10 protein-coding genes and 1 pseudogene are annotated in these 13,590 nt (G+C 44.9%); 5 read left to right on the top strand and 6 right to left on the bottom strand.

All coding sequences use genetic code 11. The features are described 5' to 3' along the window. Positions 1-23 precede the first annotated feature (23 nt). The 6 genes and pseudogenes from H150_RS13970 to H150_RS0107245 all read right to left on the bottom strand — a co-directional run bounded on the left by H150_RS13970 (position 24) and on the right by H150_RS0107245 (position 7,955). Positions 24-3,139: pseudogene (locus H150_RS13970) on the bottom strand (efflux RND transporter permease subunit). A gap of 149 nt (positions 3,140-3,288) precedes the next feature. Beyond that, positions 3,289-4,527: a DUF445 domain-containing protein gene (locus tag H150_RS13965; RefSeq protein ID WP_019958392.1), complete on the bottom strand. Its 1,239-nt coding sequence runs from the start codon at positions 4,525-4,527 to the stop codon at positions 3,289-3,291. A 151-nt stretch (positions 4,528-4,678) separates the two neighbouring features. Then, complete coding sequence (locus H150_RS0107260; RefSeq protein ID WP_019958391.1) at positions 4,679-5,194, bottom strand: TPM domain-containing protein; 516 nt, start codon at positions 5,192-5,194, stop codon at positions 4,679-4,681. Further along, entirely contained in the window at positions 5,194-6,099 is a 906-nt protein-coding gene (locus tag H150_RS0107255; RefSeq protein WP_019958390.1) for a TPM domain-containing protein, read from the bottom strand. Before H150_RS0107255 ends, H150_RS0107260 begins: the two co-directional genes overlap by 1 nt. 44 nt (positions 6,100-6,143) lie before the next feature. Next, a complete protein-coding gene (locus H150_RS0107250) occupies positions 6,144-6,725 on the bottom strand; it encodes a LemA family protein (RefSeq protein ID WP_019958389.1) in 582 nt (193 codons plus the stop codon). A 72-nt stretch (positions 6,726-6,797) separates the two neighbouring features. Next, positions 6,798-7,955 (bottom strand): benzoate/H(+) symporter BenE family transporter, encoded by a 1,158-nt coding sequence (locus H150_RS0107245; RefSeq protein WP_019958388.1) that lies wholly within the window; start codon positions 7,953-7,955, stop codon positions 6,798-6,800. A 395-nt stretch (positions 7,956-8,350) separates the two neighbouring features. Here H150_RS0107245 and H150_RS0107240 point away from each other — a divergent pair, with 395 nt between their 5' ends. The 5 genes from H150_RS0107240 to H150_RS0107220 all read left to right on the top strand — a co-directional run bounded on the left by H150_RS0107240 (position 8,351) and on the right by H150_RS0107220 (position 13,451). Next, positions 8,351-9,472 carry an ABC transporter ATP-binding protein gene (locus H150_RS0107240; RefSeq protein ID WP_019958387.1) on the top strand — a complete coding sequence of 374 codons (1,122 nt, stop codon included), beginning with the start codon at positions 8,351-8,353 and terminating at the stop codon, positions 9,470-9,472. Positions 9,473-9,482: 10 nt separating this feature from the next. Continuing rightward, complete coding sequence (locus H150_RS0107235) at positions 9,483-10,448, top strand: ABC transporter permease subunit (protein ID WP_019958386.1); 966 nt, start codon at positions 9,483-9,485, stop codon at positions 10,446-10,448. Beyond that, positions 10,445-11,338: an ABC transporter permease subunit gene (locus H150_RS0107230; protein ID WP_019958385.1), complete on the top strand. Its 894-nt coding sequence runs from the start codon at positions 10,445-10,447 to the stop codon at positions 11,336-11,338. The genes H150_RS0107235 and H150_RS0107230 overlap by 4 nt, the downstream gene beginning before the upstream one ends. A gap of 60 nt (positions 11,339-11,398) precedes the next feature. Then, the gene (locus tag H150_RS0107225) at positions 11,399-12,709 is read left to right on the top strand and encodes an NAD(P)/FAD-dependent oxidoreductase (protein WP_019958384.1); all 1,311 of its coding nucleotides are present in this window, start codon (positions 11,399-11,401) and stop codon (positions 12,707-12,709) included. 160 nt (positions 12,710-12,869) lie between these two features. Then, a complete protein-coding gene (locus H150_RS0107220) occupies positions 12,870-13,451 on the top strand; it encodes a 1-acyl-sn-glycerol-3-phosphate acyltransferase (protein ID WP_019958383.1) in 582 nt (193 codons plus the stop codon). Positions 13,452-13,590 lie beyond the last annotated feature (139 nt).

Here is a 13,590-nt window from a genome sequence, read left to right as displayed (position 1 = left end):
GTCCAAGCTCAGTATCCAAATGATTATGATGACGAAGACACCTTGCTTTCAGGACGCTTGATTAGACTTCTGATCCACACAAAAAACAAAGGCACAAACAATAAGCCTAATAGGGTAGAAACTACCGTACCCCCTAAAACCGCTGTACCAATAGCAATGCGACTGGCAGCCCCTGGTCCTGTGCTGATTGCTAAAGGCAACACACCCAAGCCAAACGCCAGCGAAGTCATGATGATGGGACGCAAACGCAAGCGGGCAGCTTCGGTTGTTGCCTCCCACAGTTTCATACCACGTTCTTGCAATTGCACGGCAAATTCTACAATCAAAATGGCATTTTTTGCCGCCAATCCCACAGTGGTTAACAAACCGACTTGAAAGAATACATCATTATGTAAGCCACGCACAAACGTTGCCAGCAGCGCACCTAAAATACCCAAAGCCGCCGCTAAAATCACGGCCAATGGAATGCTCCAACTTTCATACAAAGCCGCCAAACATAAAAACACAAATACAATCGACAAGGCATACAACAATGGCGCTTGGCTGCCTGCTTTTTGCTCTTCTAAAGAGCCGCCTATCCATTCAAAATCAAAACCATTAGGCAATTGCGCCATGATGCGAACCACTTCTGCCATCGCCTCACCCGAACTCACGCCCTCACCAATATTGCCCATCATTTCCATAGACAAATTGCCATTGAAACGCATCAATTGTGGCGGTGCAAGCGTCCATTCTAAATGGGTAAAAGTCGACAAAGGAATCATTTGTCCCAAGGCATTGCGTACTTTCCATTGCCCAATGTCTTCAGGCGCCATGCGATACTGTGCATCGGCTTGAATGTAAACCCGTTTGATACGGCCATTGTGAATGAAGTCATTCACGTAAGAGCCACCCAAAGCTTCACTGAGCAAACGATTCACATCTTGTGTGTTAATTTGATGGGCAACGGCTTTTTGATCATCAAAAATCACTTGCAATTGGGTACGGTCATCTTGGTTGGTCGCACGCACACCGCGCAAATATGGGCTTTGTTGGCTCAACGCAATGAATTGTCTTTCGCCGCGACCAAAGCTTCATAGCCTCCACCATTCATGTCTTTAATCACAAAACTCACGCCCGTTGCTGAGCCCAAACCTCGCACTGTCGATGGCAAGCTGACAAAAATTTTGGCATCGCTGCGTTTTTTCAATTCACGGCTAACACGTTGCTCCAAAGCAGAAGCCGATTGGTCTTTGCCTGTACGTTCATCCCAAGACTTCAAACGGGCATACAAACGAGCCGAACCTTGATTGCCGCCCAAACCAGTAATGGCATGTACCAATTCCACTTCAGGCTGCGCTTCCAAATAAGTACTGACTTCAGACACAACGCGCTGCACACGGACATCGGTTGCACCTGCGGGCAAAGTGATGTTCACACTCAAAGAGCCTTGGTCTTCTTCCGGTAAAAACGAAGATGGCAAATACCAAAAGAGCCCTGCACACAAGGCTAAAATACTGACAAATGCGGCAAACATCAGTTTAGAGCGCTGCAGCAATGCCTGAACAATCGTTTGATAACGCACAGACACATTGTGAAACATGCGATTGAACCATATGAAAAAGCGTCCAAACAAACCATAAGAATGATGCGAATGTGCTTTGGCTTTGAGCATGGTCGCGCACATGGCAGGTGTCAGCGTTAACGCCACCAGTACCGAAAACGCCATCGCAGCAATGATGGTCACTGCAAATTGACGATAAATCACACCTGTTGAGCCGGGGAAAAATGCCATCGGTACAAATACTGCCGACAAAGTCATGCCCACACCAATCAAAGCCGATGAAATTTCTTGCATGGATTTTTGCGTGGCAGCTTTGGCATCTAAACCCTCTTCATGCATCACCCGCTCCACATTTTCCACCACCACAATCGCATCATCAACCAACAAGCCAATTGCCAACACCAAAGCAAACATGGTCAACGTATTGATGGAATAACCAAACAGCGCCAACACGCCAAATGTTCCCATCAATACCACAGGCACGGCAATAGTCGGAATCAAAGTGGCGCGCCAATTTTGCAAGAACACATACATCACCACCACCACCAAAACGATGGCTTCCAACAAGGTTTTGATTACCGCATTGACAGAAGCACGCACAAAAGGCGTCGAGTCTTGGCTGACATATGTTTTCATACCCAAAGGAAAATTGGGTTCCAATGCTTGAATTTTTTGCATGATGGCGTCCGATGCATCCAAAGCATTGGCACCATCTGCCAAAATAATGCCTACTGATGCGCCCGTTTGACCATTAATTTTGGTTTGGACGTTTTCAGATTCTGCACCCAAAACCACACGCCCAACATCTTTAATTGTCACCACAGAACCATCTGGCTTGCTTTTTAAAATGATGTTTTCAAATTGGTCGACTGTTTGCAATTTGGTACGTGCTTGAATGGGCACGTTCAACATTTGCTCAGCCAGCGATGGCAATTGTCCTAATTGGCCAGCAGAAACTTGATTGTTCTGCACATTAATCGCAGCACTGACATCCGATGGCATCAATTGGTATTGTTCTAAACGGTTGGGGTCTAACCACACTCGCATGGCATAAGGACTGCCATAAAGCTCAACTTCCGCCACGCCATCGATTCGAGCAATCACATCGTTGACATTGCTCGACAAATAATCGCCTATGTCGACTTTGCTCACTTTAGGGTCGTCCGATGTGAACACCAAGGTCATCAAGCTGTCTTGGCCACCTTTGGTCACGGTCACGCCTTGGCTTTGCACCGATTCAGGCAAGCGCGGAACGGCTTGTTGTAACATGTTTTGTACTTGCACTTGGGCAATATCGATATCGATGCCCGGAGAGAAAGTTAAAGTGATGCGTGCGCGTCCTGAAGAATCACTGGTTGACTGCATGTACATCAAGTTGTCTAAGCCTTTGAGACGCTGCTCTATCACTTGTACAACTGAGTCATTAACCGTTTCAGCAGAGGCGCCATTGTAGTTGGCGGAAATAGAAATTCGTGGTGGTGCGATGTCGGGATATTGCTCTAAAGGCAATGAGAAAATAGAAAGGGCACCTGCAAATGTGATAAAAATTGCCAATACCCACGCAAAAACCGGTCTTTTGATGAAAAATAAAGCCATAATCAATCGTGTCGTTTCATGAAATGAGAAAATAACAAGCCGCCAACACACGACTGTTTGTCACCAATTGTAACCTATTCTCATTTACATCATCATGGCTAATCGTATTTTTACCAAATTTTTATACCAAATACTTACAGGACGCCTCATTAGCTGAGCCAAACCGATACGGTGTGAATGATCAATCCCACCAAACCACCCACCAAAGTGCCATTGATGCGAATATATTGTAAATCCTTACCCACGCTAAGCTCTAATTTTTCCACCAACTCCTCGCTGTCCCAAGATTTGACTTTATCGGCCACATAATCAGACACTTTGAATTTGTATTGCTCCACCAATTCGCGCACCCACAATGATAATTGCGCATCAAAACGTCTCAACACTTCAGGCTGTGCCGCGCCTTGAATCAACATTTGATTCAACACTTTCAACACTTGTTGCATCAACATCGAATCGTTTTTCTCGGCGTCTTCTTGCGCCCAATTTTGCAAACCTTGCCATGAATGTTGAATAAAACCTTGTACCGCTTCGGATTCAATCAAACCATCTTTGACTTGATTTAAGCGACGGTGCATGATGTCTGAATGCTGCAAAGCCCACACCAATTGGCTGACTTTGCGGTCCATACTTTGGTGCATCGCATGGTCATCGTTGTTGATGACTTCTTGGCAATAATCATCCGCCCAATCGAGCACTTTGCGCGCGACCCAACCATCCACCATTTCGACCGCACTGCCTTTGAAAGCAGCAACCAATTTGTCCCATTTGGATGGGCTGTCACTTTTGATTTTGGCTGCCCACGCATTGATATTGTCTTCAAGCAATGTTCGCGTGTGCTCATTTTTCAACCATGCTCGAATTTGCTCCAACACACCTACCAAAGCAATGTGATGGTAACCATTGGCTTGCAACATGCTCAGCATTTGCGCCAAAGTGGTGCCTATGCTTTTGCCATCATATTGGCGTTGTAGCAATTGCCCTAAAAACAGTGCCATTTGTTCTGGTTTGACAGATTTGAGCAAAGCAGGAATCTGCTTCACAATGAATGGCGCAATGAAAGCTTGGTTTTCTGGCTTAGACAGCCAATCCAAACCTTTGCGGCTGGGTTCTAAAAAATACACTTTTTTGGCAATCGCTTTTTGGTCTAAAAAATTATTTTGGATGAATTGCCCCAAATTATCGGCAATTCGCTCTTGGTTTTTTGGCAAAATCGCCGTGTGCGGAATCGGCAAGCCCAAAGGATGCCGAAACAATGCCACCACAGCGAACCAATCTGCCAAAGCACCCACCATCGCCGCCTCTGAAAACGCTTTCACATACGCAAGCCACGGATATTGCTTCAACAATAAGGTGCTGATGACAAAGATAATCGCCGCCAAAACCAATAAAGATGTGGCAATGGTACGGGCTTTTTTTCAAACGGGCTTCTGGTGTGGCTGCATCGTACTTCATGTGGGTGCCATGGTATTCATGAATCGCTATTGTAACAGTTATCTGAAACTTTACAGGACGCTTATCACAGCGTCCTGTAAATGTTTAACGAACCACCACTTCATCACTCAGTTCATTGTCCGCTATATGGCTGCCATCGCGTGGAATGTGTGCTTGCAAGACATCGGTCAATTGTTGCAACGCGGTTTCAGTACCCGTTTCAAATTGTTGCGCGACAAAAGCTTGTGACAATTGTTGGCAAATTTTTTGCCAAACTTGCTCATCCACTTGGCGAGCGATGCCCCGGTCGGCCACAATTTCCAAAGCACGATCGCTCCAACCAATATACAGCAACACACCTGTATTGTATTCCGTATCCCATACGCCCAATTCACCAAAACATTGCCATGCTCGCTCACGTGGTGACACGTTCGCCCACACATCGGACAAAGGCATATTGTTTTCAATCACCACCCGTATTTGACCCAAATGTTTTGGTTCAGACGCCGCAATCAAGGTTTCAATGCGTGTTAAAAGCGACTTGGGAAACTGTTGTTGCCATTTTTTATGAGATGCTGTGGCATGACGCCACAAACGTTGAAAACGATTTGTTGTGTGCATTACCAATCTCCCGAAGCACCACCACCACTGAAGCCACCGCCACCACCACTATAACTGTCGCTACTACTCCAACCGCCACCACTGCTACCGCTATCATGCCAACCGCCGCTGTCACCATGCCAACCACCGCCACCGCTATTGGCCAAATTCACATTCACCAAAATACTGAACAAATATACGCCCGCACTCACTGCCAACAAGATAAGCCACCCCATGCCAAACAAACTGAACAATCCTGCCACCAAACCTGCGCTGAGCAAACTGCCAAACTGCTTACCAAATATTTTTTTCATTACCGTTGTAAAAATCAACAACGGCAATAACAAGGCCAATAAAATGTCCCAAGTTGACTCAAAGCTTTCTTCCATATTCGCTTCAGGCAAAGCTTCACCTGCAATCAGGCCTTGAATTTTGGCAACCGCATCTAAAATCCCTTGGTCAAAATCACCTTGTTGAAATTGGGGGCGTACCACTTCGCTTAAAATTCGGTGCGCATCCACATCGGTAATCGCCCCTTCCAAACCACGCCCTACCAAAATGTGGTTTTTGCGGTCGTCTTTGGCAATCAATAACAACACGCCGTCTTGCTCTTGCGCACGTCCCAATTTCCAAGCTTGAACGACACGGATGCCATAAGAAAACACATCCTCAGGCGCCGTAGTATTGACAGTTAACACCACCACCTGACTGCCTTTTTCGCGTGTATATTGGCGCAACTCTTGGTTCAATTGCTCACGCCTTTCAGGCGACATGATTTGGGCTTGATCAATCACAGGACCTGTTAAATCAGGTATGGGTTGCAAATTGTCTGCCCAAGCCCAAGGCATCACCATCACTAAACAGACGCTCAAAAAAAGCCGTACCCAGCCTTGTTGCCACACTCTGACATCCATGATTTGTGCCATGTTGTACCCTATTGTCCAAGAGAACCAATAAATTGTCCGCAACTTTAAAATGCCACTTTCGGCGCAGTGCTGATGGCTTTTTCGTTTTCAACACTAAAATTCGGACGCACGGTCATACCAAAAACCTTGGCAGTCAAATTATTCGGAAACGTGCGTACTGTGGTGTTATAAGCTTGAATAGATGCAATATACGTATTGCGCGACACAGAAATGCGGTTTTCTGTACCTTCCAATTGCTTTTGCAAATCCAAGAAATTGGTATTGGCTTTTAAATCAGGGTATTTTTCCACCACCACCATCAAACGCGACAAAGCCCCTGTCAATTGACCTTGTGCATCGCTAAAAGCCTTCAGTTGTTCTGGGTTATTGGCCATATCCGCACTCACTGGCACTTGACCGACTTTGGCACGCGCTTCGGTAACTTCAGTCAACACCTCTTGTTCGTGTTTGGCATAGCCTTGTACCGTCGCAACCAAATTCGGAATTAAATCTGCACGACGTTGGTATTGGTTCAACACATCAGCCCAAGCGGCATTGGCTGCCTCATCTTGGCTTTGCATGGTGTTGTAGCCACAACCTGACAAACTGATGGCGATCAATACCGCCGCTGCCCATTGTTTGATCATTTTTTTATCCTTTTTCAAAATACGCTGGCCGTTATTAAGCCCAACATCATACCGATTATTTCAATGCCAAGCTCATTTTTTTAAAGCCACTCTAATATTAAAATGGTAGACGCTCATGCCGATGAGCAAGCCCCAAAACGCACTGCTGATACCAAACAATTGTATGCCTGAAGCCGATGCCAATAAAGTCAATATTGCCGCATCTCTGACCCTTGCATCACTCATGGCGGTCACCAAATTGTCGGTCAAAGTGCCCAAAATGGCCATACCCGCCAATGTCACCAACAACGCTTTAGGTAAAGCGCCAAACACCACCACCACCATCGCACCCATCGCCGCCAAGCCCAAGCTCAACACACCATGAATCATCACAGCTTGATAACGTTTTTCAGGCCGCTCATCCACATCATTTCCCATACAAATGGCGGCACTGATAGCCGCTAAATTAGACATGAACAAGCCAAAAGGTGCCAATAAAACCGTTGCCAGTCCTGTACTGCCAATAATGGGAGATACAGGCGGCCTGTAACCATGTGCATGCAATACCGCTACCCCCGGAATGTATTGTGTGCTTAAAGTCACCAAAAATAAGGGAATACCCAAACTGATAATCGTTTGCCAATTGAAAGTAGGATCAATCCATTGCAATGCTGGCCATTGCCATTGCACAGCATCCACTGTGAAATGACCGCTGCAATAGGCATAAACACAACCCAAAGCCAACATCCACAACAAACTGTATTTAGGCGCATACGCTTTACTGATTAAAAACGCTAACAACATCAAGGCAACCAAAATCAAATCCGTTTGCATACTGACAAAAACATTGGTACCAAAACCAATCAAAATACCCGCCAGCATCGCTGAAGCAATGCTCGCTGGAATGTGTTTGACCATCCATGCAAACAAGCCACTGACCCCTAAAACCACATTCAGTAAGCCCGCAAATATCATCGCACCAATGGCATCCGACAAAGCGATATCAGTGGTCAATGCTATCATCGCAGCACCGGGCGTCGACCAAGCAATATAAATTGGTGTTTGATAACGCCAAGACAATGCCATGCTCAACACACCGCTGCTCAAAGCAATGATGGTCAACCAAGATGCCGTTTGAGCCTCTGTGGCATCCAAAGCTTGAGCGGCCTGAAAAATAATGACAACGGCACTGCCCCACGACACAATCATCATCGACACCGCTGCTGCCCAATGTGACGGTTTTCCAACCATATTATTTAACCCAGTCATACGCCTCTATTTCAATCCTATATTTTTTAGTCAATTTGAACACAAATACCAAATCATTCAAGATGTGGTTTGGCTTGTGGTCATTGTGCTACGCAACACCGATTTCATTGGCAAATAAGCATAAATTTCGTGTATTGTGATTTACAGAAGCTGTTTGATAATGTTTTCATATTATTCAACTTTTTAATGGTGGTGATTTTTAAGCGCTTTATTTAGCCAAACGATTGGGATTTGTGCATTGCCCTGTCTAGCGGGGTCGCATACAATCCGCTCTGAAAACATATATAGAATATATGATAACGAGCAAGACAAGCATCTTTTGATTGTTTAAATTTATTACTTTGTCATTGACGCATAAACTGGAGCATGGCCCGATTATGACCGATACTGTCACTCAAACCACCAAACAACCGTATTTACAAATACAAGGGTTGGTAAAAAAATTCGGCGACAACCTCGCTGTTGATCATGTAGACCTGAACATTGAACGCAACGAAATTTTTGCATTATTAGGCAGCTCAGGCAGTGGTAAATCCACTTTGCTGCGCATGTTAGCAGGTATGGAAAAGCCAAGCGCAGGTAAAATCTTACTGGACGGCTTGGACGTGACTTACCAAGCACCCTACGAGCGCCCAATCAACATGATGTTTCAAAGCTATGCCTTGTTTCCACACATGACAGTAGAACAAAACATTGCTTTTGGCTTAAAGCAAGACAAAATGGCCAAAGGTGAAATCGATGCGCGCGTCGAAGACATGTTGAAATTGGTACAAATGACCAAATACGCCAAACGCAAACCGCATCAATTATCTGGCGGTCAACAACAGCGTATTGCTTTGGCACGCTCTTTGGCCAAACGTCCAAAATTATTGTTATTGGATGAACCCTTGGGTGCATTGGACAAAAAATTGCGCCAACAAACCCAATTAGAGTTGGTCAACACCTTAGAGCAAGTCGGTGCGACCTGTATTATGGTGACGCATGACCAAGAAGAAGCCATGACAATGGCAACCAGAATTGCCATCATGTCGGACGGTAAACTTCGCCAAGTCGGAACACCAAGCGAAATTTACGATTACCCAAACAGCCGATTTACGGCTGAATTTATTGGTGAAACCAACATCATTGCTGGCGAAGTGGTCGAAGATGCACCAGATTATTGCATCATCAACAGCCCTGATTTAGCCCACCCAATTCGCTTAGGTCATGGCATTACAGGTCCTAGCGACCAAGACATTTGGGTCAGCTTGCGTCCTGAAGATGTGGGTTTAACACGCAATAAACCAACAGCAGACTTTAACTGGGCTGAAGGCAAGGTCAAAGAAATTGCTTATTTGGGCAGTTTCGCTATTTTCCATGTGTTGTTGCCTAGCGGCAAAGTCATCAAAGCCACTGTTGCTTCTTCTCGTTGGTATCTGGCAGATGAAACTGCACCCACTTGGGATGAAACCGTATATGTGACTTGGCGCGACAATTTGCCTGTACCATTAACCCGTTAGGAGCTGCGTCATGAAGCCACTCAATATAAGCAGCGCATTAGGTCGCTGGTTTGTCATTGCCGTGCCTTATGTGTGGCTGTTGATTTTATTTTTGATTCCCTTTTTGATTGTTTTCAAAATCAGTTTCGCCGAGCAAGAAATTGCCATTCCACCTTATACGCCATTGGTCACCACTGACAGCGATATGGGACGTGTCATTGTTCAAGCGTCTTATATGAATTACGCTGACATCTTCAAAGATTTTGGCTCTTCATTGATGCAAATTTTGAATCCATTTCATTCAGGCAATGGCGACAATATTTACTTACAAACGTATTGGTCGTCTTTGAAAACCGCAGTCATTGTAACCATTTTGTGTTTGATTTTTGGTTACCCGATTGCTTACGCGATTTCACGCATGCGTGAAGACATTCGCAATGGCGTGTTATTACTCATCATGTTGCCATTTTGGACATCGTTTTTATTGCGTGTTTATGCGTGGATGGGCATTTTAAGTACCACAGGCTTGGTGAATACTTGGTTGCAAAAATTAGGCATCATCAATGCACCGTTGGATTTGTTTTACAACCAATTTTCATTGATTTTGGTGATGGTATACGCTTATTTGCCATTCATGATTTTGCCTTTATACACACAATTGTTAAAACTGGATGGACGTTTATTGGAAGCGGCCAATGATTTGGGCGCCTCTCCTATCAAAGCGTTTTTGACCATCACTTTGCCTTTGTCCAAAGTTGGTATCATTGCAGGCTCGATGTTGGTATTTATTCCATCGGTGGGTGAATATGTGATTCCAGAATTGGTCGGTGGTCCTGAAAATTTAATGATTGGTAAAGTGTTGTGGCAAGCGTTCTTTGACCAAAACAACTGGCCTTTGGCATCAGCCGTGGCGGTCATTATGGTATTGCTGTTAGTGGTACCGATTGCCATCTTCCACCATTATGAAAACCGTGAAATTGAGGGAGAATCTGTATGAGTGCGAGCACAGGAAAACTCTCTTGGTTCTTGAAAGCATCGTTGTTTTTAGGCTTATTGTTCTTGTATATTCCATTGATTATTTTGGTGGTGTACTCGTTCAATGATTCCAAATTGGTGACCATTTGGGGCGGCTTTTCAACCAAATGGTATGGCACTTTGATGCAAAACGATGTCATTTTAAACGCCGCGTGGTTATCGGTTAAATTGGCAGCCTTCTCGTCTTTGGCAGCAGTCATCTTGGGAACTTTGGCCGCTTATGCTTTGGCACGAATTAAGCGTTTTAAAGGCTCTACCTTGTTTGCTGGTATGGTTTCAGCACCGATGGTGATGCCTGATGTGATTACAGGCTTATCGATGTTGCTCTTGATTATTCAAGTGCAAATGTTGTTGCAATCAACACCTGCATTAGAATGGTTGTATTTTGACCGCGGCTTATTCACCATTTGGTTGGGACACACCACTTTGTGTTTGGCTTATGTCACAGTCGTCATTCGAGCCCGCTTGATGGAATTGGATCAAAACTTAGAAGATGCGGCGATGGACTTGGGCGCACGTCCATTTAAAATCTTCTTTTTGATTACTTTGCCATTGATTGCACCTGCTTTGGCTTCGGGCTTTTTATTGGGCGTGACCTTGTCTTTAGATGATGTGGTCATCACTTCATTCTTGTCAGGTCCAGGTTCTTCCACCTTGCCACAAGTGATTTTCTCCAAAATCAAATTGGGTTTGGATCCACAAATGAACGCCTTGGCAACCATCATGATTGCCATTGTTGGTACGATTGTGATTTTGCTCAATTGGTTGATGATGCGCCAAACCACACGCCGTGAGCGTGAAATGGCCAATGCTTATCGCCAAGTAGCAGAGCAAGAAAAGAAAACTGCTTGATTGGACTCATGCGCCCTGTATCAACCGATACAGGGCTTTTTCTATTTTAAAGGCTTATTTATGTTGACCTCTCCTGCACAAGCTGAACACGTTGATTCTTATTATGCCGCCACACGCACTTTGCACCAGCAATACCCCACCCTAACAGAAAAAATCGAAGTTGATACTTGCATCATTGGTGGCGGCTTGGCTGGAATTGGAACGGCTTTGCCTTTGGTGCAAGCAGGGCAAAACGTGGCTGTTTTAGAAGCTGCACGCATTGGTTTTGGCGCTTCAGGACGCAATGGTGGTCAAGTCATCACCTCTTACGCATGCGAAATGGAATTTTTACACCATCAATTGGGTTTAGAGACCGCACAAAAAATGTGGCAATGGTCGGTTGATGCGGTCAATTTGGTTGAAAAACAAGTACAAGATTACCAAATCGATTGCAATTGGCAACGTGGTTATGCTTCAGTTGCCGTCAGCCCCAAAAAACTCGATGCTTTGCTTGAATACAGCGAGTATATGCGTCAAAACTATGGTTATACGGGTTATCAAGAACAAACCCGCGCACAACTCAAACAACATCTCAAAAGCGATCGTTATGTAGGGGGTGTATTTGACACCGATTCAGGGCATATTCACCCATTGAATTATTGTTTGGGTTTGGCAAAAGCTGCCGCTGAACATGGCGCACACATCTTTGAACAATCCTTTGTGACCGATTTTCAACCGCAAGGCGACAAATGGCTGATTAAAACCGCGCAAGGCGAAGTTTTAGCCAAACATGTGGTTTTGGCTTGCAATGTGTTTGCAGGCGTCCTGAAACAATCTGAATACTTAAAAACCTTGTCCGACAAAATCATGCCCGTAGGCACTTATGTCATCGCCACAGAGCCTTTGGGTGCACGCAGCCAAGATGTGATTACCAACAATATGGCAGTGTGTGACACCAATTTTGTATTGGATTATTACCGCTTGAGCGGTGACACACGTTTGTTGTTTGGTGGCAAAGTCAGCTATTCAGGACAAACGCCAAAAGATTTGGCCAACGCCATGCGCAGCGACATGTTGCGGGTATTTCCACATTTGGCCGATGTCAAAATCGATTACGCTTGGGGCGGCTTTGTCGACATCACCATGAACCGCGCACCGCATTTTGGTCAACTTGCCCCCAACCTCATTTTTTTACAAGGCTTTTCAGGTCATGGCGTGGCATTAACAGGTTTGGCAGGACAAATGGCCGCAGAAAACATCTTGGGCAATACGGAACGTTTGAATGCTTTCAGTCGCATTTCACATCGCAGTTTCCCAGGCGGTCCTGTCTTTAGAACACCGTCTTTGGTTTTGGGTATGGGTTGGTATCGTTTAAAAGATTGTTTACAATAAACTTATGATGCAATGCTGCTCAAGCGTCCTGTAAAAGTTACAGGACGCTTATTTTAAAAGAAACTCTCTCAATCTATATTTCATATTGTTTTGCCGATAAACCAAAACAAAAAAATCGCAATTTTGCTACAATTGGCGTCTTTTTTAGTGGTATTTGCCGATGTTAGAATCTCTTGCAGCAAGCAGTGTTAAAGCCTTAGGCTGGTCTATCGACAATCAATTTCCAAGCGACATTCAACAATGTGTGATGCTTGCTGCGCCTCACACCAGCAATTGGGATGCTTTGTACGCTCGCCTCACTTTAAAAGCCATGGGCGTCAACGTGCGCATCACCATCAAAGACAGCTATATGAAATTCCCGATGGGTCCATTCATCCGTGCATTAGGTGGTATTGGCATCGATCGCCGTCCCAAGCAAGCTGGCGAAGAACGTCCCAGCATGGTACAAGTGATGATTAACTTGTTTCAAGAACATCCCAAATTATGTATGTTGGTGACACCAGAAGCCACGCGCGCGCGCCAAGAAAATTGGAAAACTGGTTTTTACTACGTGGCAATCGGTGCAGGTGTACCAATTGCTTTGGCATATATGGATTATGAAAAGAAAATTGCAGGCGTGGGTAAAATCATTTATCCAAGCGGGGACTTTGAAGCCGATATGCGCGAAATCATGGCTTTTTACCAAAATATCCATCCCAAATATCCTGAGTGTTTCAGCATAGACCAACGCTACAAGCCTTAAAATGCATCACAGAGCCATCACTCTACGGTTATCTTGACTCAGCGCCTTAATGGCGCTTTATTTATGGTAAACACTGTCATTAAGCCACAATCTGCTGCTATTAGGCTTAAATATCATTTTTTAATAGCTTAGACCCATT

Source organism: Vitreoscilla stercoraria DSM 513 (assembly GCF_000382305.1).
GTDB classification, from domain to species: Bacteria; Pseudomonadota; Gammaproteobacteria; order Burkholderiales; family Neisseriaceae; genus Vitreoscilla; species Vitreoscilla stercoraria.
The sequence above is the reverse complement of the archived record's forward strand: the minus strand, read 5'-3'. Positions and strand labels throughout refer to the sequence as shown.